At 66.6% G+C, this 26,897-nt stretch carries 10 protein-coding genes; 2 read left to right on the forward strand and 8 right to left on the reverse strand.

All coding sequences use genetic code 11. The features are described from left to right. The first annotated feature begins 352 nt into the window (after nucleotides 1-352). Nucleotides 353-2,674: an arylsulfatase gene (locus tag ACZ1J6_RS00420; protein WP_431567804.1), complete on the forward strand. Its 2,322-nt coding sequence runs from the start codon at nucleotides 353-355 to the stop codon at nucleotides 2,672-2,674. Nucleotides 2,675-2,840: 166 nt separating this feature from the next. On the opposite strand, the gene ACZ1J6_RS00425 is transcribed toward ACZ1J6_RS00420, so the two are convergent. The 4 genes from ACZ1J6_RS00425 to ACZ1J6_RS00440 form a co-directional block, all read right to left on the reverse strand. Continuing rightward, nucleotides 2,841-4,091 (reverse strand): BamA/TamA family outer membrane protein, encoded by a 1,251-nt coding sequence (locus ACZ1J6_RS00425; RefSeq protein WP_431567805.1) that lies wholly within the window; start codon nucleotides 4,089-4,091, stop codon nucleotides 2,841-2,843. A gap of 99 nt (nucleotides 4,092-4,190) precedes the next feature. Then, on the reverse strand, nucleotides 4,191-5,927 hold the full coding sequence (locus tag ACZ1J6_RS00430) for a ShlB/FhaC/HecB family hemolysin secretion/activation protein (protein ID WP_465127324.1): 1,737 nt from the start codon (nucleotides 5,925-5,927) through the stop codon (nucleotides 4,191-4,193). A 38-nt stretch (nucleotides 5,928-5,965) separates the two neighbouring features. Beyond that, nucleotides 5,966-16,582 carry a YDG domain-containing protein gene (locus tag ACZ1J6_RS00435; RefSeq protein ID WP_465127325.1) on the reverse strand — a complete coding sequence of 3,539 codons (10,617 nt, stop codon included), beginning with the start codon at nucleotides 16,580-16,582 and terminating at the stop codon, nucleotides 5,966-5,968. A 367-nt stretch (nucleotides 16,583-16,949) separates the two neighbouring features. Then, nucleotides 16,950-18,074: a tyrosine-type recombinase/integrase gene (locus ACZ1J6_RS00440; RefSeq protein WP_465127326.1), complete on the reverse strand. Its 1,125-nt coding sequence runs from the start codon at nucleotides 18,072-18,074 to the stop codon at nucleotides 16,950-16,952. 410 nt (nucleotides 18,075-18,484) lie between these two features. On the opposite strand from ACZ1J6_RS00440, the gene ACZ1J6_RS00445 reads away from it, so the two are divergent. After that, nucleotides 18,485-19,627, forward strand: coding sequence for a hypothetical protein (locus ACZ1J6_RS00445; RefSeq protein WP_465127327.1), 1,143 nt, complete (start codon nucleotides 18,485-18,487; stop codon nucleotides 19,625-19,627). Nucleotides 19,628-21,036: 1,409 nt separating this feature from the next. Here the strand turns inward: ACZ1J6_RS00445 and ACZ1J6_RS00450 are convergent. The 4 genes from ACZ1J6_RS00450 to ACZ1J6_RS00465 all read right to left on the reverse strand — a co-directional run bounded on the left by ACZ1J6_RS00450 (nucleotide 21,037) and on the right by ACZ1J6_RS00465 (nucleotide 26,617). Continuing rightward, a complete protein-coding gene (locus ACZ1J6_RS00450) occupies nucleotides 21,037-22,386 on the reverse strand; it encodes a replication initiator protein A (protein ID WP_431567810.1) in 1,350 nt (449 codons plus the stop codon). Nucleotides 22,387-22,796: 410 nt separating this feature from the next. Next, nucleotides 22,797-23,930, reverse strand: a complete 1,134-nt coding sequence (locus tag ACZ1J6_RS00455) for a ParB/RepB/Spo0J family partition protein (protein WP_431567811.1) — start codon at nucleotides 23,928-23,930, stop codon at nucleotides 22,797-22,799. A 106-nt stretch (nucleotides 23,931-24,036) separates the two neighbouring features. Next, nucleotides 24,037-25,230, reverse strand: a complete 1,194-nt coding sequence (locus tag ACZ1J6_RS00460) for an AAA family ATPase (protein ID WP_132267795.1) — start codon at nucleotides 25,228-25,230, stop codon at nucleotides 24,037-24,039. Between the two features lie 232 nt (nucleotides 25,231-25,462). Then, complete coding sequence (locus tag ACZ1J6_RS00465) at nucleotides 25,463-26,617, reverse strand: diguanylate cyclase domain-containing protein (protein WP_431567812.1); 1,155 nt, start codon at nucleotides 26,615-26,617, stop codon at nucleotides 25,463-25,465. Nucleotides 26,618-26,897 lie beyond the last annotated feature (280 nt).

Here is a 26,897-nt window from a genome sequence, read left to right on the forward strand (position 1 = left end):
GCCAGCCCCCGGGCCAATACCGGCACGCTCGCCCGTCCCCGGGGCCGGGGCTATGGGCGATTTCCTTGCCTTTGCGGGGGGACAATTCCCGAGACCGGCCCGGGAGCGGCTCCTGAATGGGCCGGACCCATCGCCATGTCAGGGAATCGCCTGGGTCTTTCGCGGGAGAGTCCCGATGGGTGCCGCCACGGGGATCGGGTACCCGATAGGGCGTGACGCGCCGAAGGAGCCGCCGAACCGCCGATACGGTGCGTCACAAATTCATGTCCGGCCGAACTTTCGCGGCCCGGAAGGCGCGCGAGCGCGGCATGAACCCAACCCGAAATGCCGACCGAAATGAAGGAGACTGGCCGTGGCCCAGAAGGAATTCAAAGGCGTCATCAAGCTCGACATTCGCGATTCGAAAGCGGACTGGGAGCCATTCCTGCCGCCCAAGGCGCCGGAAGGGGCACCGAACGTCCTGATCGTGCTTTACGATGATACCGGCCAGGCGGCATGGCAGCCTTATGGCGGCGCCATCAACATGCCCACGCTGCAGAAGCTCGCCGACAACGGCCTGACCTACACGCAGTGGCACACCACCGCGCTGTGTTCGCCCACCCGCTCGTGCTTCCTGACGGGCCGCAACCACCACCTCAACGGCATGTCCTGCATTACCGAGGCGTCGAACGGCTTCCCGGGCTGGAGCGGCCGCGTGCCGGAAAACTGCATGTCGATCGGCCAGATGCTGCAGGGCAACGGCTACAGCACCTACTGGCTGGGCAAGGACCACAACGTGCCCGAACAGGACATCTGCTCCGGCGGGCCGAAGTCGGAATGGCCGCTGCAGAAGGGCTTCGACCGGTACTACGGCTTCCTCGGCGGTGAGACCAACAACTGGTATCCCGACCTGGTCGAGGACAACAAGTTCATCGACCAGCCCTACCTGCCCGAGGACGGCTACCACTTGTCCAAGGACCTGGTGGACCAGGCCATGCAGATGATCCGCGACCAGAAGGCCAGCAACCCCTCCAAGCCCTGGTTCATGTGGCTCTGCCCCGGCGCCAACCATGCCCCGCACCATTCCCCCAAGGAATATGCCGACAAGTACAAGGGCAAGTTCGACGACGGTTACGACGCCTATCGCAAGTGGGTCGTGCCCCGGATGATCGAGAAGGGCCTGCTGCCGGCCGGCACCAAGCTGGAAGATTTCAACCCGGTTCGCGAAGACCAGGCCAACCCCGGCGACTACGTGCGCCCGTGGGAGGAACTGAGCGCGGACGAAAAGCGCCTCTTCTCGCGCATGGCCGAAGTCTATGCCGGCATGTCGGAATATACCGATGTGCAGGTGGGCCGCCTGATCGACTACCTCGAACAGAGCGGGCAGCTGGACAACACCATCGTCCTCTACTGCTCCGACAACGGCGCATCGGGCGAAGGCGGTCCCAACGGCTCGGTGAACGAGAACAAGTTCTTCAACAACTATCCCGACTCGGTCGAAGAGAACCTCAAGTATCTCGACGTGCTGGGCGGGCCGGAAACCTACAACCACTATCCCACCGGCTGGGCGGCGGCCTTCTCGGCGCCGTACAAGATGTTCAAGCGCTATTCGGAATATGCCGGGGGCACCGCCTGCCCGATGGTCATTTCCTGGCCCAAGGGCATCAAGGCCAAGGGCGAAGTGCGCAACCAGTACCACCACGCGGTGGACCTGGTGCCCACGCTGCTCGAATGCATCGGCATCCAGATGCCCGAAACCCATCACGGCGTGAAGCAGCACCCGCTGTCCGGCGTGTCGATGAAGTACAGCTTCGAGGCCGACGGCGCGACGCAGAAGAAGCGCCAGTACTACGCCATGCTCGGCACCCGCGGCATCTGGGAAGACGGCTGGAAGGCCGCCGCGATCCATGCCCCGCTGACCGGCAAGGGCCACTTCGACCAGGACGATTGGGAACTCTACAACGTCGACGAGGATCGCTCGGAATCGGTCGACCTTGCCAAGGAGCATCCCGAAAAGCTGCAGGCCCTGATCAAGGCCTGGTTCGAGGAAGCCGATGCCAACAACGTGCTTCCGCTTGACGACCGCAGCGCGGCCGAAGTGCTGGGCACCGAACGTCCCTCCACCGAGCCGCCGCGTGAACGCTACGTCTACTATCCGGGCACCGCGCCCGTACCGGAAGGCGTTGCCGTGAACGTGCGTGGGCGCAACTACAAGATCATCGCCGATGTCGAAGTGACCGACAGCACCGAAGGCGTGATCTTCGCGCATGGCTCACGCTTCGGCGGGCACTCGCTGTTCATCAAGGACGGCAAGCTGCACTACGTCTACAACTTCCTGGGCATCAAGCCCGAGCAGAAGTTCGTCTCGGACAAGCTCACTCCCGGCAAGTATTCGCTGGGCATGGAGTTCATCCGCGAGAAGGCGGGCGAATACGGAGAATCGCTGGGCAAGACCACGCTCTACGTCAACGAACAGGCCGTGGACTCGGGCGACATGAAGACCCAGCTCGGCAAGTTCACGCTCTCCGGTGACGGCCTGTGCATCGGGCGCGACAGCGGCGATGCGGTCAGCGAGGAATACGCCTCGCCGGGTGAGTTCAAGAACGGCACGATCTTCGGCGTCGGCGTATCGGTCGAGAAGGAACAGTATCTCGATCTCGAAAAGCTGGCGGCGGCGGCGATGGCGGTCGACTGACCCTTCGCGATCGATCGGATCGAAGGATGGATGGGAGCCTTGCGCTCCCATCCATTTTTTTGTGCCCGCCATCCGGCGTGCTGCGACTGGAGCGAGACTGTCCGAAGGGCGCGCGGCCGCATTCGGCGCGAATGGCTATCCGAAAAAGAAGCCGAGCCGGCCCCGGTCAATCCAGGTTGAATGCCCAGGCGTGGCCGAACTGGAGGTAGAACACCGCGCCCGAGGGACCATAGGCCACATCGATACCGGCATCGAGACCCAGCTTTCGGGCGATCCGATAGCGGAAGCCGCCCCCGCCGGCGATCTTTGCGCCGGAATTGTCGAAGATCCGCGCCCCGCCCGCATCGGTGAAGCCCAGCCCCGCAAAGCCCAGCAGCGCCCAGCGGGGGCTGATCTGGCGGGTTATTTCCAGTTCCGTGCTCACGGCCGTCTCGCCCTGGTAGCGCCGCGCCTCGATACCCCGCAAGTTGATCGAGGACGCGAAGTAGACCGGATAGTGCCCCCGGATCGCATCGACTTCCACTTTCGCCCCCAACCGCCATTCGGGCGAGAGCTTGTGGAAGCCGTAGCCGTGCACGTCGTAGATCTGGAAGTCCCGGTCGCTGCCGAAAGCGCCGTCGTTGAACTTGCCTTCGGCGTAGATGTTCAGGCCCTCGGTGGGGGTCATGGCATTGTCGCGGCTGTCGAAATGGACCCCAAACCCGAGCGCGCCGGTCTTGAGCTTGCGCTCGAAGTCGGAGAAGCGCTCGGGCAGATCCTCGATGTCGAGGTCTATGCGCGAGTGCAGCTTGCGGAAATCGAACAGCGGTCCGAGCGAGAAGCGCGAATCCGCCAGGTGCAGCCGCACCGAGGCGAGCGCGCCGTAATCGTACTTGTTGGTATATTCGAGGCCGGACGGCAGGATGTCCGGATAGGCCTTCAGCGTCACTTTGCCGCGCCCCACGCCGAACTTGTAGCTGACCCGGTCATCGAAAGCCGACCCGGACTGGAAATAGCCGTAGCCATAGGAGCCGTTGCCGGTCTTCACCGCCCCCAGCATCCGGCGCGTGGTGCGCTTGGGATCGTCCTTGTTCACGGTGATGAACTGCGCGACCACGCCGAAGCCGCCGTCCACCGCCGGCTCGGTGATGATGACCGGCATCGGGAAGAACCCGCCCTTTGCCAGGAAGTTGGAGAAATCGAGCTTGCCGTCGGTCTCGTCGAAGAAGTTGCGGTGAAACTTCGATTCCTTCTTCACCGGCGGCGTTTGCGAAGGGTCGGGGGGACCGACGGGCTCGGCGGAAGGCGTAGGCGGCGCGGGGACGGGCGCTGGAGGCGCCGGGGCGGGATCGCCCGCCTCCTGCGCCAGGGCGCCGGGCGCGGGCAAGGCAAGGGCCGCCAGGGCGGCGATCGAGAACGCGCGGGGGCTCAGTCTCATCGGCGCATGACTCCCTGTCGGACCATAAAATCCTGCAGGATCATCGGCAGAACCACCGCCGCCGGCCATCGGTAGAAGCCTGTAGAAACGCGCCTGAAGTTAGAACCCCACAATGGCCATCACTGCCAGCCGGGTATCGCGGTCCCGCGCGAAGGGCGCCTTCTGCAGCTGGTGGCCCAGGTCCACTTCCAGGTCGAGGTAGCGGCCGAGCGTATAGTGGACTTTGCCGCCCACGCTCACCAGTTCGGCATTCTTGGGCGAATCCGGCAGGCGGCGCTGCTGCCAGACCTTGCCGTAATCGACGAAGAGGCCGAGCTGCATCTGGTCGGTCAGCGAACCGCTGCCGGAAATCACCGAGAAGGCCGGCGCATTGAGTTCGGTCTTGAGCAGGAAGCCCTCGCTGCCCAGCGCCGTATTGGGATCGTAGCCGCGCACGCTGCCGAGGCCGCCTGCCGCCAGTTGCTCGCTATAGGGCAGGTTGCTGGTGGCGAACTGCGCCATGCCGCGCAGCACCCAGCTCATGCGGTAGGGCAGCCAAGTGGTGCGGGTAACGGAAATGCGGTCATAGGCATAAGTCGCCTTGGCATAAGGCACCAGTTGCTGGAGATCGGCATCGTGGTTGTAGCGGGTCACCCCGCCGGGCGAGAACACCATCTGGTTCTCGATCACCGTCTGCCCCAGCCGGTCGTCCACGGTGCCGGTGAAGACCACCGGGAACTGGAAAACCTCCACCGCCGTATCGAGCACGCGGAAGCCCAGGAACTCCAGGTTGTTGTCCGCCCGCTTGTAGTCGATGCCCAGCTGCATGCTGCTCCTGAGCGCGCCGCTGCGCGGCAGGTCGTGGACGAAGCGGGCGCTGACCTGCCCGGAATGGCCCTTGCTGTCGAACAGGTCGGCGATCTTCGGCTTCTGGGTGGCATAGGCGCCGAACACCAGCAGCTTGTCGTTCGGGGAGAGCGGAATGACGTCGCTGGCCGAATGCGAGGTATAGCGGCCCTCGAAGCTGCGGGTGAACTGGTAGGACAGGATCTGCCCGGTGCCCAGCACGTTGCCCCAGTTGAAACCGACGAACCATTCGTCCCTGCCGAGCGTGGCGACGCCCTGGTTGTCATAGCCGCCATAGACGCGCAGCGGCAGCCGGTCATGCGCTTCCAGCACCAGGTCGGTCGTGCCGGTGCCCCGGCCGGGCCGCAGCACCCCGTCCACGGTGAGGAAGGAGTTCTGGTTGTAATCGTCCAGCGCCTCGCGCAGGCGCGGCAGGGTGAGCACTTCCCCGGGATCGAGGTCGCTCATGCCGCGGATCAGCCGGGTGGAGAAATGGCGGTTGCCGGTCACTTCGATGGCGCCGACGCGGTATTCGGTGACGACCACCTGCACCACGCCGCTCTGCACGTTCTGCGGCGGCACGCTGACGTCCACGAAAGGATGCTCGGTGGCGCGGTAGGTATCCTGGACGATGCGGACCACGGCGTCGAGATCGGCGCGGGTCAGCGGTCGGCCGAGATAGGGGCGCACCGCCGCATCGAAGGCCGGACCGGCAAGCAGCGGCAGGCCGCGCACGGAAATGCCGCTTTCCGCACCCTCCGGGGCGATCCCGGCAGGTTGCAGCGCGCCCGGTCCATCGACGAAGACCAGCCCGCGCAACAGCGGCAGGATCGGCGTGGCGTCCGCAGGCGGCGGCGGGGTTTCGGGCGGCACGGGCACTTCGGGCGTGGCGGGGAGCGGCGGGGCCTTGGGCAGGCGCCGCTCGAAGTCCTGCGCCGCGGCCGTGGCGGGCAGCAGGGCGGCGCCGGTCAGCACGGCCACCCCGGCCAGAAGGGCGGCAGGCGCCGTCACGGCCCGCGCGGACCGGCTTCGCAATATCGTGGATCGCATCATTGTCCCCCCATGCCGCCCGGTTCGCCCAGTTCTATCGCCGCAGGCGGCGCTTCGTAGCGGATACGCACTTCCATGCTACCGCCGCCGCGCGCCAGGATCTGCTCGCTGGAATTGAGCACCGTGCTGCGCTTGGCCACCAGCCAGCCGTCCGCCGTCAGGACCACGCCGCCCGGATCGAGGATGCTGGGCATCGCCGCGAAGGCCTGGGTATGGGCCTGGTAGCGCGGGAAGACGCTGGGATAGACCACGTAGAAGCGCGGGAAGGCTCCTGCTGCGAAGCGGGCCAGGTCGGGCGGTTCGGGCAGGCAGGATGCGAGCGAGGTGCAGTTGAACGGCGGGCGGATCGTGCCCGGCCCTTCGGCGCTGTCCGGCAGGTTGTAGTTCGACAGCAGCGTACCGCTATCGGCCAGGTAGTCCGACGGGGAGAGCAGCGCGGTCACCTGGTGGCGGCCGGGCGAAGCCTCCGCATAAGTGCCGGAGGCCTGAGTGATCGTCGCCCCTTCCCCGGCCGCGAAGCCGGTGATCGTGTAATAGCTGGGCACGAGCTGGGCATCGGTGGTGCCGTCCCAGGCCTTGGTGGGATTGCCGGTGATCGCCACCGTCAGGTCCGCGCGGGAGATGGTGCCCGTGCCCGAGGCCAGGGTCGGCAGGACGTAGTTCGCCAGCAGGGTGCCGCTGTTCGGGCTGAAATCACCCTGTGCCAGCGCGGCGGTGACGGTGTGCGGCCCGGCATTGGGACCGTCGTAGAGCCCCTGGCCCTGCGTGACGCTGGCGCCCTCGCCCGCGACGAAGCTGGTGAGGGCATAGTTGGCGCTCGTCAGGCGGGCGACGGTGGTGCCGTCGTAGGCGCGGCTGGGGTTGCCGACGATGGCGGCCGTCAGCACCGCGCGTTCGATGGTGCCCGCGCCGCTGGCGCTGGTCGGCAGGGCATAGTTGGACAGCAGGGTGCCGGACAGGGCGGCGAAGTCGGTTTCGGAAAGCAGCGCGGTCACGATCCGCGCGCCGGCATTGGCACTGTCGTAGCGGCCCTGCGCCTGGGTTATGCTGGCCCCGTCGCTGCCGACGAAGCCGGTGAGCAGGTAGTTGCCGGGCGTGAGGCCGATGCCGGTGGTGCCGTCGTAAGTGCGGGTGGGATTGCCGATGATCGCGGCCGTCAGCACGGCCCGCGCGATCGTGCCCGGCCCGCTGGCGCTGGTCGGCAGGATGTAGTTGGACAGCAGCGTACCGGACTGGGCGGTGAAGTCCGCCGTGCCCAGACCGGCAGTCACGGTCCAGAGGCCCGCGTTCACGCCTGCATAAGTGCCCACGGTCTGCGTCACCGCGGCGCCCTCTCCCGGTGCGAAACCGGCCAGGGCATAGTTTGCCCCGGTCAGCGTGGCGGCATTGGTGCCATCGTAGGGCTTGGTGGGATTGCCGACGATGGCGGCCGAGAGCACCGCCCGCTCGATAGTGCCCAGCCCCGCTGCCGTGGTCGGCAGCAGGTAGTTCGAAAGAACCGTGCCCGCCCCTGCCGCGAAGTCCCCGCTGCCCAGCATCGCCGTCACCAGGTGGATGCCGGCATTGGCATCGGCGTATGTGCCCGAAGTCGCGGTGACCGTGGCGCTTTCGCTGCCGATGAAGCCGGTGAGCAGGAAGTTGCCCGGCGTGAGCAGGGCCGCCGTGGAACCGTCATAGGTCTTGGTGGGATTGCCGAGGATCACGGCGGCCAGCACGGCCTGCGTGATCGTGCCCGCGCCGCTGGCGCTGGCGGGCAGGACGTAGTTCAGCAAGGACGTGCCGCTGTTCGCCACGAAGTCGGCGCTGCCGAGCGCGGCGGTGACGGTGCGCGCGCCGGCATTGGCGCTGTCGTAAGTGCCGACCGTCTCGGTCACCGTGGCGCCCTGCCCGGCGATGAAGCCGGTGAGCGCATAGTTGGCGCTCGTCAGGCTGGCAGCCGTGGTCGCGTCGTAGACCTTGGTGGGATTGCCGAGGATGGTGGCGGTCAGCACGGCGCGTTCGATCAGGCCGATGCCGGTGGCCTGGGTGGGGAGGATGTAGTTGTCGAGCAAGGTGTTCGACTGGGGCGCGAAGTCCCCCGCGCCCAGCGTGGCGGTGATCTGGCGGAACCCGGCATCGGGCGCGGCGAACGTGCCGCTGGCCTGCGTCACCGCGGCGCCCTCGCCCACGGCGAAGCCCGTCATCTGGTAATTGCCCGGAACCAGCGTGATCAGCGTCGTGCCGTCATAGGTCTTGACCGGGATGCCGACGATGGAAGCCGCCAGCGTGGCCTTCCCTATCAACCCCGCGCCCGTAGCGCTGACCGGCAGGACGTAGTTGTCCAGCAGCGTACCGGCGCCGGCAACGAAGTCTCCCGCCACCAGGCTGGCCGTGACGGTGCGCGCACCGGCGTTGGGGCTGTCGTAGACACCGATGCTGCGCGTCACGCTGGCGCTCTCTCCGGTGACGAAGCCGGTGAGTGCGTAGTTGCCGCTGGTCAGGCGGGCGGCGGCGTTGCCGTCATAGACTTTGGTGGGCGTGCCGACGATGGCCGCCGAAAGCACGGCGCGGTCGATGGTGCCGAGGCCGGCGGCCTCCACCGGCAGGACGTAGTTGGCAAGGTCCGTGCCGGCCCCGGCGACAAAGTCCCCGCTGCCGAGCAGGGCGGTGACCAGCCGGGTGCCCGCATTGGCGCTGCCATAGGCGCCCAGCGCCTGCGTGATGCTGGCGCTTTCACCCGAGACGAAGCCGGTCAGCTGGTAGTTGCCGGAGGCCAGCGTGGCCAGGGTGGTGCCGTCGTACGTCTTGGTGGGATTGCCGACGATTGCGGCGGAAAGCGTGGCCTGCCCGATGGTGCCCGCGCCGCTGGCGCCGAGCGGCAGGACGTAGTTCGACAGCAGGGTGCCGGAATTGGCCGTGAAGTCCCCGCTGCCGAGCACGGCGGTGACGGTGCGTGCGCCGGCATTGGCGCTGTCGTAGGCGCCGATGGCCTGCGTGACGCTGGCGCCTTCGCCGGTGACGAACCCGGTGAGCTGGTAATTGGCACCGGTGAGGGCCGCCACCGTGTTGCCGTCATAGGTCTTGGTGGGATTGCCGACGATCGCCGCCGAGAGCACGGCCTGGTTGATGGTGCCCGCGCCGCTCGCGGTGGTCGGCAGGATGTAGTTGGAGAGGAGCGTGCCCGAACCGGCGACGAAGTCACTGTTGGCGAGGTCTGCGGTGACGGTGCGCGCGCCGGCATTGGCGCTGTCGTACCGCCCCGATGTCTGCGTTACCGTAGCGCTCTCGCTGCCCATGAAGCCGGTGAGCTGGTAGTTGGCCGTGCCCAGGATGGCGGCAATGGTACCGTCGTACGTCTTGGTGGGATTGCCGACGATCGAGATGCCCAGCAAGGCCGGGTTGATCGTGCCGTCGCCGCTCGCGCTTGTCGCCAGCACGTAGTTGGAGAGCAGCGTCCCGCTGTCGGCGTCGTAATTGCCGGCGAGCAGCGCAGCGGTAATCGTGCTGATCCCGGCATTGGCGCTGGCATAGGCGCCCTGGGTCTGGTTGATCGTCGCGCCCTCTCCGGTGACGAAGCCGGTGATCTGGTAATTGCCCGCGGCCAGTGTCGCGGCGGTCGTGCCGTCATAAGTCTTGGTGGGATTGCCGATGATCGAGACGTTCAGTGTGGCCGGGGTGATCGTACCGATGGGCTGGGCCAGGACCGTGCCGGAAATGCTGTAGTTGGCAGCGTCGCCGCCTGCGAGCACCAGTCCCATCAGCGAGACATTGATGCCGCTCGCCACGTTCCTGTCGGCGTATTCGCCGGTGATCCCGGCCGTATTGACGGTCACGTCATCGCCCGAGACCACGCCGGTCAGGGTATAGGCGGAAGACAGCGTCGGCAGCGTCACGTTGCCGTCATAGGTCTTGGTCACCCCGACCAGCTGGATCAGTGCCTGGGTGATGTCCGCCGAGAGCCCGGTGGGCTGAACCAGCACGTAGTTTCCGAAGTCATCGGCGAGAGCATAGCCGAAGGCGGTCACCGGAATGTCAGTGCCGACATTGCGGCTGTCGAACGTGCCCGCCGCCCCCGTGGAGACCAGCGAGACGGTATCTCCGCTCACGACATTGACCAGCGCGGCATTCGTGCTGTTCAGCGTGGCGGCGGTGGTGCCGTCGTAGACCTTGTCGTTCGCCACGACCCCGCTGATCGTCAGTACACGCTGGTCGATCGTGCCCGCGCCGCTGGCGGAGACAGGCAGGACGTAGTTGGACAGCAGCGTGGCGCCAGTGGCCGAGAAGTCCCCGCTGCCGAGCACGGCGGTGACCGTGCGTGCGCCCGCATTGGCGCTGTCGTAGGCGCCGGTGGTCTGCGTGACGCTGGCGCCTTCGCCGGTGACGAAGCCGGTGAGCTGGTAGTTCGCGGAAGTCAGGGTGGCCAGGTTGTTGCCGTCATAAGTCTTGGTGGGATTGCCGATGATCGCCGCCGTCAGCTGGGCCTGCGTGATCGTGCCGATGGGGCCGGTCACATCGTTGCTGACGAAATAATTGCCCGCGCTGGCGCCCGACAGGGCGAGATTGCGGACCGTCACCGACATGCCCGAGCCGACATTGGCACCGGCATTATATTGGCCCGAGACACCCGAGGTGTCGGCATTGACGGTGTCGCCGGTCAGGACCCCGGTGAAGCTGTAGCCGGTGGAGGCAGAGGGCAGCGCCGTGGTGCCGTCATAGACCTTGGTCACCGAAGCCAGGATGATCTGGAGCGGGTTGATCCGGGCGGTGAGGCCCTGGGCCTGCACCAGGTTGTAATTGCCCGCATCGGCCCCGGAAACCGTGTAGCCGCTGGTCGTCACGTTCCAGAAGCCGGCGTTGGCGGTGGGATTGCCCGCGCCGTCCACGAAAGTGCCGGTGCTGGCGGCGGTGTCCAGGACGACCACGTCGCTGCCGAGCACGCCGCTGAGGCCGGTGCCGCTGTTGTCCAGCGCGGCGAGCGCGCTCTGGTTGTACGTCTTGTCCAGCGCGGTCGCGCCGATCACGTTGAGGGTTGCGGGCGTGATCGTGCCGATGGCGGCATTGGTCACGCTGGATGCGATCGAGTAGTTCAGCGCATCGGTGCCGGTGATGGCAAGGCCGGACAGCGTCACCAGCTTGCCGGTGCCCACGTTCTTGGTATCGTAATTGCCCGAGATGCCGGCGGCATCGACGCTCACCGTGTCTCCCGCGATGACACCCGAAAGCGTGTAGGCGCTGCCCACGGTGGGAAGGCCGGTCGTGGCATCGTAGACCCGCGTGACGGAGGCAAGCTGGATCGTCGCTTCGGTGATGTCCGCCGCAAGGCCTACAGGCTGCAGCACGATGTAGTTCGCCGCATCGGTCCCGGCGGCGGTGTAGCCGGTGGCCGTGACCGGAATGTCGACGCCCACGTTCTTGGTGGCGAACTGCCCACTTGCGCCGCTGGAAACCAGCGTGACGACATCGCTGCCGAGAATGCCCGTCAGCGAGCCCAGCGAACTGTCCAGCCCGGCCAGCGTGGTGCCGTCATAGACTTTGTCCAGCGCGGAAATGCCCACCACCTGCAGGCTGGCCGGCGTGATCGTCCCCGCACCGGAGGCGGAAACCGGCAGGATGTAGTTGGCAAGCTGGGTGCCTGCCCCGGCAGTGAAGTCGCCCGCGCCCAGCGTGGCCGTGACCACCCGCGCGCCGACGTTCTTGCTGTCGTAAGAGCCCAGGGCCTGCGTCACGTCCGCGCTCTCGCCCGCCACGAAGCCGCTGAGGCTGTAATTGGCGGTGGTCAGCGTGGCGGCCGTGGTGGCATCGTAGACCTTGGTGGGATTGCCGATGATGATCGCGCTCAGCGCCGCCTGGGTGATCGTGCCGGGGCCGGAAATGCTGGTGGGCAGGACATAGTTGGACAGCAGCGTACCGGCATTGGCCCTGAAGTCCGACACCACCAGCGTGGCGGTGACGGTGCGCGCGCCCGCGTTTGCACTGTCGTAAGCGGCCCCCGCGGACTGCGCGATCGTGCCGCCCTCTCCGGTGATGAAGCCCGAAAGCGCATAGTTGGCGGCGGTCAGCGAGACCTGGGTGGTGCCGTCGTAAGTCTTGGTCGGATTGCCGACGATGCTCCCGGTCAGCGCCAGCGGATTGATGTCCGCCGTCAGCCCCGAGGGCTGCGAAAGCGTGTAGTTCCCCGCCTGCGCGCCCGAGATGCCGTATCCGCCCACGTTGACGCGCAAGTCCGTGCCGACGTTGGACTGGAGGAAGGCCGCCGAGGAACTGCCGCCGTCCAGCGCCACGTCGTCCCCCGCCAACACGCCCGAGAGCGTCGCCGCGCCCGAGAGCGTGGCGGCGGTGGTGCCGTCGTAGAACTTGTCGAGCGCGGTGAGGTTGGCAATGGTCAGCCCGCGCGGTGTGATATTGGCCACCAGGCCGCTGGGCTGGAACAGGGTGTAATTGCCCACGTCCGCCCCGGCCACCGTGTAGCCCGAAGCCGTCACCGCGATGCCGTTGCCGACATTGGCCGTGGCGAACGTGCCGGTGGAGGCCGATGGGTCCAGCGTCACGTCATCGTCGGTAACCAGCCCGTACAGCGTCGCCGTCCCGGCCAGCTGCGCCAGCGTCGTCTGGTCGTAGACCTTGTTCTGGGCGCTGATGCCCAGCACGTTGAGCGGCGCGGGCGTGATCGTGCCGGGGCCCACCGCTTCGGTGGGCAGGGCATAGTTGGTCAGCAGCGTGTTCGCCCCGGCCACGAACTCCGATGCCGAAGCCAGTGCAACCAGGATAGAGCGCGCACCGGCGTTGCGGCTGTCATAATTGCCCACGCGGGACAGCACGGAAATGCTCTCGCCGCTGACGAGGCCGGAAATCGCGAAGTTGCCGGAGGTAAGCCCGATCCGCGTGGTGCCGTTGTAGACGCGCGTGGGGTTGCCGATCACGCTGGCCGTCAGCGGCGCACGCAGGATCGTGCCGATGCCGGTGGCCTCGGTGGGCAGGGTATAGTTGGCGAGGTTGGTGTTGGCGAAGGGATCGAAGTCGGTCGGCGCAAGCTGCACGGTCACCGCCTGCGGCCCGGCATTGGCACTGCCATATTCGCCCACCGTCTGGGTGATCGTGGCCCCTTCGCCGGTGATGAAGCCGCTCAGCGTGTAGTCGGCGGGGGTCAGCGTGGCGATGGTATTGCCGTCGTAGACCTTGGTGGGATTGCCGGTGATGTCGACGACGATCACGCCCGGGCCAAGGTTGCGCCGCACGATGGTGCCAAGGCCGGCGACCGGCGAAGGGATGATGTAGTTCGACAGCAATGTGCCGGGATCGGTGGTGAAATTGCTGGCGTCGAGATTGGCCGAAACCGTCCAGATCCCGGCGTTGGACGAGGAATAGGTGCCCTGGCTCTGCGTGACTGTCCCGCCTTCCCCGGTGACCCAGCCGTCCACCTGGAAGTTCGATGGCCCCAGAGAGGCATTGGCATTGCCGTCGTAGGTCTTGGTGGGATTGCCGATGATGGTGATGTTCAGGGGCGCGGGGGTGATCTCGCCCTGGATCGCGCCCACCGTGGGGAGGCTGTAGTTCGACAGCAGGGTATTCGGCCCTGCCACGTAGTCCGACGGACTGAGCGAGACGGCGATGTCCCAGATGCCGACGTTCTTAGAGGCATAGTCCAGCGCGGAGGCCTGATTCAGCGTGATGGATTCGCCGGAAACGAGATTGCCCAGCGCCACTTGCGAGGATGTCACGATGGCGGAGGTCGACCCGTCGTAAACCTTGGTCGGCATGCCGCTGCCGGTTACCGACAGCGGACGCGGCGTGATCGCGGCGCTCAGCGTGGACGAGAAGCTGAGGTCGTAATTGCCCGCATCGGCCCCGCTCAGGCTGAGGCCGTCGATCGTCACCGGAATGCCCGTGCCGACGTTCTTGGTGGCGAAAGTGATCTGCGCGCCCGGACCGGCGACGGGGATGATGTCGTCCCCCGCGAAGAGGCCTGAAACCTGGAGGCCGCCCGTGTTGACGCCGCCGAACAGCGTGCCGTCGTAGACTTTGTCGTTGGCGGTGAGCCCGGACACCACCAGCGCGGCGCGGGTGATGTTGGCAGCCAGCCCGCTCGGCTGCGCCACCACGTAGTTCCCCGCGTCCGCGCCGCTCAGTACGACGCCGGTGGCCGTCACTGCGATCGCATTGCCCACGTTCTTGGTCGCAAAGACGCCGCTCGAACCGGAGAAGTCCAGCATCACGTCATCGCTGCCCACCACGCCGAAGATCGTGGCGGAGCCGGTGTTCAGCACGGCCGCCGTGGTGCTGTCGTAGACCTTGTCGTCCGCCACGATGCCGCTGACGATCAGCGAGGCCGGGGCGATCTGCCCCGCGCCGGTGCCGATGGTGGGCAGGATGTAGTTCGACAGGCTGGTCCCTGCCCCGGCGGTGAAGTTGGGCGCCGCGAAGGTGGCATTCACGGTGCGCGCACCGGCATCGGGCGCATCGTAGGCCGCCGTGGCGGCGGCGCCGACGGCGATGGACTCTCCGGCCGCCACCCCGGTCAGCTGGAAATTGGCCGAAGTGAGAGAAACCGCCGTCGTGGCGTTGTAAGTCTTGGTGGGGTTGCCGATGATCGCCGCGGTCAGCGCCATGCGGTTGATCGTGCCCGTTGCGGCCGTGACGCTGGGCGTTGCCACGGCATAGCCGAAGACGGGAATGCCGCCGTGGGTCGCTTCGAAATTGGTGGCGGTAACGGCAATGCCGGTGGCGGCGTTCTTGTCCGCGTATGTGCCGTCCAGCGTCCAGTCGTCGCTATTGATGAGGCCGGTGACGGTGACGTTGCCATCGTCGAGGAAGGCAGTGGTGGTGCCGTCGTAATCCTTCACTACCGGCCCCAGCGTGAAGCTCACGCTCGGCGCGGCGGCATAGAGCAGCCCATTGCCGCCTGCTGCCGGAGCCGTGCCGGCGGGCGCGGCATATCGATAGAAGTCCGGTATCAGGCCGCCCGGGCTGTCGGCGGCCGGGTCGTCCGAATAGACCAGCCAGTTCCCCCCCGCCGAGAGCGCGCCCGCACCGGCCTGGTTGGTGAAGCTGCCCGTGGTCAGCGTCACGTTCCCGGTTGTCGCGGCAAGCTGCCCTGCGGCCGAAAGGGTGGTGGCTCCGGCCGCGCTGGCCGTCACGGCAGTGGCGGTGACGGCAGCGTTGACGCCAAGCGCATTACCGGCGGTGAGCGTGACCGAGCCGCCGCCGGAAATGGGCTGGTCGACCGTGATGTCATTGAGCGCGTCAAGCGTCAGGCCGCCCGTGCCGGTCCAGATCACCGGAGCGACCACGGTGATGTTGCCGCTGCCCCCGGTGCCGCCCGCCGTCGTCTGCTGCGTGACGTCGCTTCCGGCATTGAGCGAAGTGACGATCGTGGTCGCCGCCGCCGTGTCGATCACGATGTCGTCGGGATCGAGCAGCCATTGCCCGCCGCGACCCGCCAGGATCGTCGCCGCGCCAAGCGTGAATGCGCGCCCGGATGTCTCCACCCTTCCCCCGCCCGCGCCCCCGCCTTCGGTGCCGTCGGCGCGGATCTCCGCGCCGCTTTCGATCCGGGTGACCTGGGCGATATCTTTCCCGCTCGCGAAGGCGGCCGTGCCCACCAGCACTTCGCCGCCGCGCGTTCCCGAGGCGTCGATAAGCGCGCCCGCCGCGATCTGCACCTGCTGTCCATTGACGCCGATCGTGCCGCCGCTGCCGTCGGCCGCCCTGGCCGCCAGCGTTCCGTCCACCACCACCGTGCCTGAAGGCGCCGTCAGCCACAGCTCGCCGTCGATCGTGGCCGTGCCAGTGGCCTGGACCAGGCCCTCGCGGTTGCCCGCCAGCGCGAAGACATTGCCGTTCGCCGCCTTGAGCGCGGCCGCAGCCGCCTCGATCCGGCCGGTCTGGGTCACGTCGCCGCCCGTGCCGGTCCCGGCTGCGTAGGAGACGTAAATCCCGTCCGCCTTGCCATCGGTGGTCGCCAGCAGCACGTCGTCGGCCGCAGCCAGCGTCACGCGCCCGTTCGCCGCGGTGATGAGACCGCTGTTGGTCACCGAGCGGGCGATGAGGACCACGCTGCCCTCGCCCCCGTCCTGACCGACGCCCGCGGTAATAGTACCTTGGTTCTCGATCCCCCCGGCCGAAGTCCCGCGCGCGTGCAGCGCCCCACCCGCCATGAAGGCGGCCGGATCGATCGCCCGCGTGGAGCCGACGAAACTGCCCCCCGTCAGCACTTTGCCGCCCGGTCCCACGATCATCCCGGCCGGGTTCATCAGGTAGACCGAGCCGCTGGCCGAAAGTGTGCCGTCTATGCGCGAGAGTTGCCCGCCCATCACCCGGTTGAGCGTCGCGCCCGCGGCATTGTCGATGCGGACCTTACGGTCGGTGCCGATGGAAAAGTCGCCCCAGTCGATCACCGCCCGGTTGGAGCCCTGAGTGATCGTCATCGTCGTGCCGGCGACGGAGATCGTGCCCGATCCGCCCGTGAACACCCCGCCCGTCGGCAGCCCCGGCGCCTCGGCCAGGGCCGGTGCGGAAAGCAGCAGCGCCGGAGCCAGCAGCGGCAGGAGCATGGGCCGCAGGACGGGCCGCAGGACCGGCCCCCGGACCGGCCGAAGCCCTGCCGCGGGGAGCCGCCCCAGCGACGTGGTCCGGAGCATGTTCGAACGAATGCGTGCAGATCGGTGCATAAAACCTCGCTGCCCACCCGACTCGCTTGGTACGATCCGCCCGCCCCGCAGGACATCGGGGATTCCCCCTATTGGTTGGGGTAAATGTCGGAGAAGCGGATCAATTCACCGTGCCTGTAACCGCTGGAAATGGCCTCTTCCGCGCGCCACACCGCCTCTCGGTGGGGGTGACGGGCCGCGGAACAGCAGAGTGGATGACGCGAATTCGCGGATCGCGCCCATGGCGGCGTCCGAGTTTCGCCAGCCCGGTATCCTCCGGCATCATCGCCAGCCCGGTTGGAGCCTTCCAACACGCGGCGAAGTAACGCAGGGTTCAAGCTTCAGGACGCAGGATCGCTCATCGCGTCGGCTCCTCTTCGGCCGAGCCGTCCTCGCGAAAGCCGAGCCGCATCGATCCGCCGCTCAGGCGCGCTATCGCCGCTTCCAGTGCTGCGCCTTCCAATGCCACCAGCCCCCGCTCCGCCGCGCGGCGGGCCCTGCCCTTGACGATCGCGCGCACCGCCGCTGCCGTCAGCGCCTGCTCGCCGATGGCATAGTCGACGCGCTCGGGCCGCGCCGTGCGGCCGCCAAGACGGCCCTCGCCCTGCCGGTGGTTCCACGCCAGCTTGCGCAGCGGCACGGCATCGGCGCCGCTGCGCGCCTTGACCCGCCGCACCGCCACCCGGCGAAACAGCGGGCCCTCGCGCAGATCCGCTGCCGCGATCCAGGCACGGAGCCGCCTCAAGGTATCGCCCGGCAGTGGAACCACGCGCACCGTTTCGCCGCCTTTCCGGGGGGGAATGCGCAATTCCTCCGCCTCCAGCGCAAGATCGCTCAGGGTCAAGGCGACGAGTTGGGAAACCCGCAGTCCGCAATCGCTGCCCAGAGACAGCAGCGCTCCATCCCTCAGGCCCGGCGGATCGGCCTCGCAGGCCGCCAAGAGCACCGCCAGCGTGATCGCCCTGCCCTGCTCCGCCCCCTCACCCCCGTCGCCGGAACGGAGCGCGGCCAACTGCCGCTGTCCGCCCTTGGCGCGCCCTTTCATCGCCAGCAAGGTACCGCGCACCCGGTCGGCCAGCGCGGGATTCGCGCATCCCAGCATCTCGTGAACCGCCCCCAGCGATGCCAACCGCCGCGCTGCCGTGGCGGGCTTGAGCCCCCGTGCTTCGCAGTCCTCGATATAGCGCACCAGACGCGCCTCACCGGCCGGAAGCCCGGTCAGGCGCCGTTCCCGGCAAAAGGTGGCGTAATCGTCAAGATCGCTCGCCAGCGCCTTCACGCTCGCCGCGGCCCGGGGAGCGATGGCAGCGCGGAAAGCCGCAGCATCCAGGGCGTGGTCCGATGCCCACAAACTGCCGACAAGCGCCAGGAGCTGAGCATTGCGATCGATGGCGCCACCAGTCCGGCGCTGGGGCAGAGACTGCTTTCCGGCCGCATGGACTATGACGATCGCATCGTTCTCCCCACTGCCCGCCGCCGACATTCTGGCGACACGAATTGCGGCCCCATCGCCTTTGCCGCCCTGATGCAAGTCATGCTCCTCCGGCGGCCGAGCGCCCGAGTTCAGCCCGCCCTCTTCCATCGCTACAACCTGCTCACCTCGCCCGTCCGCTGTAATGGCACCCTCACTCCTTCGATGCGCCCCCCAAAAAGGGCGGAATTCCGCCGCCAGCGAGACTATCGGCAAAGTGGCGAGCGGCATCGAGCGCCGCTTCCTTACCGCAGTTAACGGCGCGTCCGACCGCTGCGCACCCAAGGACCGCGCCTGCCTTCCGCACCTCGACTATACCACGTTTCGATTATCGATAGTGAGGCAAATCTTGACACCAGCAGGTGCAAAGCTAACTTGATTTAAGTTCCACTTGGTGCAGTCCATTGTTTCAAGGGCGTTTTATGCAGCCGGATCCATTACACCCCCTGGAACCCGCCCCGATCACGCTCTGCGCCCTGCTTCTGGGCCGCATCCAGATCGGCATTTCGCGGGCCAGTGACGCCGCCCTGCCGGTTCTGGCCGCCCGGTCGATCCGCGAAAGCCTCCTGACCGCGCTTCGACAGGAAGGCCACGAATTCACCGAAAGCCGATTCTTCACCTGGTTTGCCGGGCTGGACACGCTTTCGGAGGGCTCGCCCGCCAGTTTACGCCCTCCCAAGGCCCTCTGCCAAGCCATTCTAACCGAATTCCGGCACAATCCCTGGCCTCCCCTCGCCCTGGCCGCCGAAGCCCTTCTGCGGGCTTTCATCGCCCCCAGCGACCTCCACCTCGGAACCGAGCACGAGGACGCCCATACCGCGGTCCAGGCCGCGCACGCGCTGATCGCCGCCATCGACAGCCCAGAGGACGCCCTCCCCTTTCACGCCGCCGCCCGCCTGTTCGCTGCCGCGGCCCGTTCGCCGCACTTCGCCCGCCAGATGCCCAGCCTCGCTCTGGTTCGCGGCATGGCCATGGAACAGCGCCCTACCGGTCATGCAGGCTGGGCCTTGGACATCCTCGCCGGGCACTACCTCTCGCCGCGTCACGGGCTCCCTGCCGCGCTGCCTCTACCGGGCCTCGTGGCACTGCCCGCGGGACTTCCCGATAGCGATGACCCCGATGTTGCCCAGGAGGCGATAGCCGCTCTGCACGGCGCCTTCTCGCGGATCGATCGCTGGCTGACCGAAGCCGAACGCGACGGCGCCCGCATCTCGGCAGGCTTGCACGACCGTCGCAGTTCCGGCCGCGCGCGGGAACTGGCCGGCTATCTCGCCGGGTTCGGCCCGCTGCGCGGCGCGCAGATCGAAGCCCTGATCGGCGTCTCGCGCCCCGGCGTCCGCGTCCTGACCACCACCTTGAGCGACGCCGCCCTCATCGAGACCCATGTTTCGCGCAACGCCGCGCGCATCCACGCCTACGTGCCCTGGGAACCCGAAGCGCCCGCACCGCCACCGGCGCAGGCGAAGTTCACCCCCTCGCGCGAGGCCATCGAAGATTACGAAGCCTCCATGCGCGCTATCGAGGACCTGTTGAACCGCACCGCCGCCAGAGACGGCGAGGACTGACGCCGACGAGTGACTATGCCCTCCGTCGACGGCGGCGCTCTTTACAATCGCCACCGTTCGCCTGGAGGGCGCTCGGCTTGCCAGCCTCTGCCGATCCAGACGCGGCGCAAGGCAAACGGTCACGACCCAGAAGAGATGACCCGGGTTGTTCGTCGCCTCGCCTCTCCGCGCGAGGGGGACGGGTTTGCCGGCGAGGTGGCAGGTTGACCTGACCCGGGCCGAATTCTGGTGGACCAGGCCGAAAAACGGCCCTCCAGACCGATTTCAGCGCTCTTCACACGAATTTTCGCGGAAAATCGCGGTTTTCCAGCACCCTGAAAGCGGCCTTCGTAGAGCGCCGAAACCGGCCTAGGGTGGGGTAAGGGTCCACCACAGCCCTGGGAGCGCTCTACGGGCTTCTCAGGGCAAAAATTTGACATGCCAGACGCGAGATGGGACCTCGGGCGCTGCGGTTTGAATCAATATGCGCCTCAAGGTCCGAAAATTGATTCAACTCGCGTTTCCGCGGCCGGCAAACGCGGCTGTCTTGCGGTTCGTCCGAAGCGGCTCTGCACGCGAGGCAGCGGAAGGAAAGGCCCGCACTCTTGGCACCCCTTTTCAACCCGGCGCAGCCCTCTCCCCCATTTCCCCCTAAAGGCAAACTTCGTGCGGAGCGGTTAGAAAGGTGTTTAGAGGGATTCTGTTAGAAGAAGTTAGACCGCCGGGATCTGCGCTGCAGCGCCACGAGTCCCGCGATTCGCATTTTCGGGCCATTCCCGAAGTGTCGTTGCTTCGTTCCTGAAGTGTCGTAGGACCTGTTCCCGAAAGGTCGAACGCGTGTTCCTGAAAGGTCGACGTGGTGTTCCCGAAGGGTCGAAACATGCGGTTTGGGCGTTCCCGGTGTGTCGAAGGCCTGAATTTCCGTCGTATATTTGAATCACTTTCCAAAGGGGTCGGTGTGGAAAGGTTCAATCGCGCTGCTCTCACGCCAGCCTTCGTCGCGTTGCCGCTTCGCTTTACCTCCAGACGCGACACTTCGGGAACGGCCCGATCGGCGAACGACCAGAGACAGACGTGAGAAGAGGGGACGCGTTGAGAACGGGCGCTTGCGGTCGTCAGGATGACCTGCGCAAACGGGCCTATGTGCGACTGGGAATTTCGAGTTTCCTTTCCCCATCGAGAGAGGTCCCCGGGCCTCTTCATCGCCTTCCCTCTATTTGAGAGCAATCGCGGTTGGCGTCGAAATGAAGGAGGGGCGCCTGCCGCCACGTCCGCGCCTTGCCGAATAGGGCGCGTCCGGGACGCAGAGACGGGGAGCGCGCAGCGATGCTGGGCCAGAGCTAGTGCCGGAATGGGCAAAGACAAAGGCCCCGAAGCGGTTGTCGCTTCGGGGCCTTCGGTCTGAGGTCTGCGGCAGGATCGGGGAGCGGTCAGCCCCGCAAGTTGCGACCGTGTTTTTCGTGGTGGCGCTTGACCCAGCCCACGAAGGCGCGCTGCCAGTCGGCGGGGGTGCGGTCGGGAGAGGCGGCGATCCAGCGTTCGAACTCCGCATGCAGGGCGTGGAGGTCCCAGCCCGGGCACGTGCGGCGCAAGTGGTCGATGGTCTCGTCGGTCATGAAACCGCGCGTTGCGGCTTCCGACAGGCCGATGACGGTGCGGCGGATGAGGTGGCTGGCGTCGACCACGGGTTCATTCGGCGAGCCCGCGCGAGCGGCCGGAGATGTTGCCGAGACAGTTTGGGATGCGACCGGTTTCCCCGGGGAAACGGCGGTGCGGGCGGCGGCTGTCGCGGTGACCTTGCGGGGACGGGCAGGGGCCTTGGGAGGCATCGCCGCCTCGGTGGGCAGGGGCGCGCGGGGGGTGGCGAAGGCGCGATCGATGGCCTGTTCCATCTCGTCCTCGTTCGCGGCGGGACTGGCAGGCAATCCCTTTTCCGCGCCGCCCTTGCCATCGACGCGGCGCATGCGGATCATCGGCTCACCGTCGCGCGCGGTTTCCAGCGACAGCGCGTAGCCGGGAAGATCGTCCTTCTCGACCAGCTTCAGCATCTCGAACTTGAAGCGGCGGTATTGTCCTTCCGCGCCGGACTTCTCGAAGAGCACCGGCATGGAAATCGCAAAGCCGCCCTCGCCCGCGCCGCCGGCGTGCTTGCGTGCGACTTTGTAGAGCCAGCGCTCGCGGCCGCCGGTGATGTCGAAATAGGCCCGATCGATGGAGAGCACGCCGCCCTTCATCATCACGCCTTCCCAGAACCAGTTCGACAGTTCGATGGTCATGCCGCGCGAGCGTTCGGTGCGCTCGTCTACAAGCTGGGTCCAGCCATCGAGCCAGGAGAAGGTCGCCTCGCGGCGGTTCTCGGCACGGATGTTGGTCTTGATCGTCGTCGCCACGAGCCGATCGAGCGCCTGGCTGAGCAATTCGTAGGCGCGGCCCGTGGTCGGCCGGCCGATGGCGCGCAGCAGGTCATAAGGCATGAGGTGCAGCTTGCGCGGCACATCGTTGACGCCGCGGCGCGCCATGTCCGCGAGCATGCTGGCGCAGTAGATCAGGATGTCGGCATCCCAGATCGTGGCCATGCCGTAGTCCGGGTTGGCCGAGACATGGACCCAGAGCTTGCTGTCGGGGCTGGTGTAATCGATCGGCTTGACGCGCTTGGACTTTGCGAGGCTGAAGAAGGGACGCTCCATCATCTCGCGCTGGTCGCGCATCGGCAGGTCCGCGATATACGGAAGGAACAAGTCGAACTGTTCAGAGGCCGTCTCTTTGCGTGGGCGACTCATTATCTCATTCCGAAGTCAGGACGGTGGACACAGGTTCACCCGGACACCGCGTTTCCCTGTTTCCCCGGGGAAACAAGAATCGGCGGATTCGGGTGATTCCCGGCATAATGGCGGCGCGCGCGGGGCTGGGCAAATGGCCGGAACGCTTGCTTGTGCAGAACTTGTGCGTGGTTTCAGGCGCCTGTGCGGCGGCCTGCGAGCTAGTCCGGACCGGCGATGGCTCCTCGACTCCGAGCCGGGGGCGAGGGCAGGGGGCGTTTCCCCGGGGAAACACCGAAAGCGCAGCGGGTGCGGACATAAAAAAGCAGGGGTGGCGCCCCTGCTTTTCGATCCGTCTTTCGGCAATGGAGGGAAGAGGGGGGCCGTTTCGACGTTCTCGAAAAGCCAGGCCGCCTTCTTCCCTCCCGGTGTCATGTCTGCAGCCCGCGTCCCTCGCCATCGAGCTGGATGAGCAGGTTGCGCACGGCGTTGACCACTTCGTCGCGGCTTGCACCCGAACCCGCGTGGAGACGGAGCGTCACGCCCTGCCGGTTGCTGGTCTGGACCGAGGCCATCGTACGGCCGTGGCGCGATACGACGACCATCGGATCCGGCTTCACCCGCTCGGCGTCGGGCGCCGAGAGCAGGGCCTTGAGAACGTCCGCGGCGGGAAGGGTAGGGCGTCCATCGGCGCGGCGACCGGCCTGCTCACGCGCGAGACGCGCCGCTTCCTTGCGCACGGCGGCGGCCTTGTCCTTATCGTCGAGCAACTGGGCCAGCGGATACGCGGGCTTGAGCTGCACGTCGGCAGGCGAAGCGAAAGCCGAGAGCACCGCGTCGGGAATGGCGGCGACCTTGAGCATCTTCGACAGCCAGCCCTTGGAGAGCTTCAGCCGTTCGGCCATGCGGGTCATGTGGTTGCCGTAGTGGTCGCGCAGGGCCTGGGCGTAATTGCGGGCCCGTTCGAGATCCGAGACGTCTTTGCGTGCGCGGTTTTCGAGGTCGGCCAGACGGAACGCGGCTTCGTCATCCAGTTGGGCGACTTGCGCCACGAACTGCATGTCCGGATAGGAATGGCCGCGCAGCCAGGAGATCGACCAGTGGCGGCGGGTGCCGGCGATCACTTCGTAGTCGTGATCGGCATCGCCTTCGACCCGGCGCACGACGGCAGGGACTTTCTGCCCCCCTTCGGCGATGATCGAATCGATCAGTTCCTGGCAGGACTCTTCCGAGAGATGGGCATAGGACCGGGCATTGCCCGGCCAGATCCGCACGCGTGCCGGATCGAGCAGGAGCTGGGTGACCTGCCGCACTTCGCCGGTGGCGACACGGGCGAGGGCGCTCTCGCGCCCCAGCAGCGTGGTGCCGCGCGTCCTTTCGGTGCGGGGCCTGCCTTCCAGGCCGCCTGTGTGCCCGGATACCTGCCCGGATGCGGACAGGGCCGATTGCGAAGTGGACGAGCCGTCCTCAGCCGCGACATTGGCGGCGGGCGCCGTGTCGTCATCCAGGTTCAGGTCGTCGTCGGAAAGCAGGGCGGCGAGATAGTCGGATTGCTTGCGGGCCATGGCTTACCTCAAAGATAGCTGGCGAGAAGAACGGCGAGAATCGCGATGGAACATATGACGAACAAATTCCTTGTAGGAAAACGTTTTTTCGTCCGTTGCGAGGAGCTTAGCCATTGACCAGCAAGTCCTCGTCCACCCGCTGCGAGCGGCCCCATCCGGTGCGTACCAGTTGTTCGATCTGGCCCAGGGCCTCGTCGAGATTGGCCTTGCAGCGCTTGTGCGTCCGCGGTGTGCCGATGGCCTTTTCCAGCTCGTAGACGGTCATCATGCGCAAGGCGGCATGGCTGATCTCGGCACTTTCCAGGATCGGCACCGGCAGCAGGGCCGGGCCGAACGTCTGCTCCATGATGGAGCGGACCATCTCGTGGCTGGGATCGTTGCCGTCGAACTTCGAGCAGATCAGGCGGACGAAGGAATAGTCCACCGAGATGCCCGCGCCCACCAGCTGTTCGAGCACCTGGTCCATCATCGAGAGGAACTGGACCGTCGAACAGAAGTCGGGCGTGGTGGCGGCCAGCGGCACGAGCAGCGCATTGGCGGCCTGCATCACCGCGAGCGAGATCGTGCCCAGCGCCGGCGGCGGATCGAGGATTACCACGTCATATTCGCGCGCCAGATCCATCAGGCCCTGCTTCAGCTTGCGGAAGCGTGCGGCCAATACCGACTGACCATCCGCACCCGCCGCGGCGAGTTCGTATTCCACGTCGAAGAGTTCGAGGTTCGAAGGGATCAGGTCGACATTGGGCCAAGGCGTCCGCTTGACCGCGTAGAGCAGGTCGGCCTGAGTGGGGTCGATCGAGAGGTAGGGGTAGAGTGTCTCTTCCCGCGTGATGTTGAAGTGCGGGTTGAAGCCGAACAGCGTGGTCGTGGTGGCCTGGCTGTCGCAATCGACGACGAGCACGCGGTAACCCTGCACCGCGAAATAGTGCGCAAGGTGCGTTGTGACCGTCGACTTGCCGACGCCGCCCTTGAAGTTCTGCACGGCGATCATCGCCGGAACATCGAGCGGCGCGCGGGCAGGGGAGGCGCCCAGAACTTCGCGCATGTGGAGCATTTCCTCCACCGTATAGCCCAGGCGGCGACCATTGCCGGCGGCGGGCGGCGGCGGCAGGCGCCCGTCGTCCTCGGCCATGCGAATCCGGTTGGTGGAGCAGCCGAGAAGTGTCGCGGCCTCGGCAATGCCGAAACGAACGTTGAGGCCCTTGCGGCTTTCGGGCAAGAAGGCCTTGCGCCGCAGCCGTTCGATCATCTTCTCTCCGGCTTGCGCCATTTCCGAGATACGGTCGACTTGTGAATGCATGTCCCGCCTGCAAAATACTTTTGAACGAGTTTGCAGGTATATGCCTGAGGCGATGTTCAGTCGAGCGCAAAAATCCGGGAAAGCATGACTATCTGTGGGTTTCTGGGACGTTGCGTCCGATCAGTGCGGCCATGCGGCAAAGGTCTCGGCAATAAACGGCGAAGCGGCGGAAGGATTCAATTCCCGGCCGCAGTGACGCACCGCGCGATGTCACTAGGTGATTCGCACGCCGCTACCAGTCCGCGCCATTGATGGTCTTGCCTGCGACTCTTTCCAAGCGCCCCCGCTTGGCGAGGTAGAGCCGGGCGTCCGCCTCGTCGAGCAAGACGGTCAGATCCTCCCTGCCGTTGCTGGTCACGACGGTGCCGATGGACGCGGTGATCGCCAGCGTCAGATCGCCCACCAGGAAGGGCTGGGCGATCGCCGCCACCAGCCTTTGCGCCAGGAACTCCGCTTCCTCGCCGCGATGAAGGCCATATTGGAGCACGGCGAATTCGTCTCCGCCCAGGCGGGCGACGATATCTCCGCTGCGGATCGCCCCGCGCAGCCGGTCCGCCACGAGGGCGAGCAACATGTCGCCGATGCTGTGGCCGTAATCGTCGTTCACCGGCTTGAAGCCGTTGAGGTCCAGATAATGCACCGCGATCAGCCCGGAAGACGAGATGAGGCGCGTGTTCTCGTCGAAGTATTCGCGCAAGGCGAGGCGATTGGGCAGGGCGGTCAGGCTGTCGCTGCGGGCCAGCGAGACCGAGAGCAGGCGCTTGCCGATCTCCGCCTTGACGATCTCGAAGCGCATTTTCAGCGCCTGCATCCCGCCGACCAGATAGGCCGCGGTGATCAGGGCCGTCCCTATATATAAAGGTGTGCCGTGCAGGGCCGCCGTGACGACGATCGGTCCCGCCGCCGCCAGCATCGAGAGATTGGCGATGGCCGGCCTTCGCCCGACGCCTGTGACCACGCCCGCGCAGAAACCCATGACGGTGCAGATCACCAGCATGTGTGCCTGCGGGTCCGGCAGGACGAATACTCGCGCGCCGAAAGTCCCCAGCAGGATCGCGAAGCCGACATAGGGAACGGCGAAAGCCACTTCGAGCCGCCGCGCCTCGGCCTTGGCGATCACTCCGGTCAAGGCGCGTTGCCGGAAGCGCCGGGCCACCTCGATGCGGGCGATCCAGGTGAGCAGCGCGGCCGAGCCGACCAGCAGAACCGCGCGGTCCTCGCTGGAATGGTAGACGAGAACGAAACAGACGAGAAAGATGACCAGCATGTAGAGCGCCTGCGCGATCGTCTCGTAGAGACTGCGCACGAGTTCGACATAGGCCCGCTCCGCCAGGCTTTCGACAGGCACCGTCTCCGCGGATGACGTTTCGCCCGGTGACGGGGTCATGGCTCTCTCCCAATTCCGCTTTGCGGATATTCTCTCTTCACCTCGTTGAAATCGTCGAGCCCCTCGGTAGTTGCCCGGGGAGCGCCGACGGCGAGGCGACTGGCTGCTATACTTATAGCGCCGCGGGATGAACGGATCGCTTATCATTTCCGGGGCAGGCGATGGACTTTGCAAGTCCGCCGGAGCGGTGATCGGCGCCGAACGGGCAGGGCGCTGCCTGCGTCCAGGGGCTAATTTGTAGCCGAAACGACCTATATCCGCTTTCCGGCGCCTTGCGGGC

The sequence above is a fragment of the Novosphingobium sp. BL-S-21 genome (assembly GCF_055521655.1).

Excerpts from the sequence above, each read along its gene's own strand:
- ACZ1J6_RS00425 (WP_431567805.1), bottom strand. The coding sequence starts at position 4,091 with ATGAGACTGAGCCCCCGCGCGTTCTCGATCGCCGCCCTGGCGGCCCTT.
- ACZ1J6_RS00435 (WP_465127325.1), bottom strand. The coding sequence starts at position 16,582 with ATGCTCCGGACCACGTCGCTGGGGCGGCTCCCCGCGGCAGGGCTTCGG.
- ACZ1J6_RS00440 (WP_465127326.1), bottom strand. The coding sequence starts at position 18,074 with ATGTCGGCGGCGGGCAGTGGGGAGAACGATGCGATCGTCATAGTCCAT.
- ACZ1J6_RS00445 (WP_465127327.1), top strand. The coding sequence starts at position 18,485 with ATGCAGCCGGATCCATTACACCCCCTGGAACCCGCCCCGATCACGCTC.
- ACZ1J6_RS00450 (WP_431567810.1), bottom strand. The coding sequence starts at position 22,386 with ATGAGTCGCCCACGCAAAGAGACGGCCTCTGAACAGTTCGACTTGTTC.
- ACZ1J6_RS00455 (WP_431567811.1), bottom strand. The coding sequence starts at position 23,930 with ATGGCCCGCAAGCAATCCGACTATCTCGCCGCCCTGCTTTCCGACGAC.
- ACZ1J6_RS00460 (WP_132267795.1), bottom strand. The coding sequence starts at position 25,230 with ATGCATTCACAAGTCGACCGTATCTCGGAAATGGCGCAAGCCGGAGAG.
- ACZ1J6_RS00465 (WP_431567812.1), bottom strand. The coding sequence starts at position 26,617 with ATGACCCCGTCACCGGGCGAAACGTCATCCGCGGAGACGGTGCCTGTC.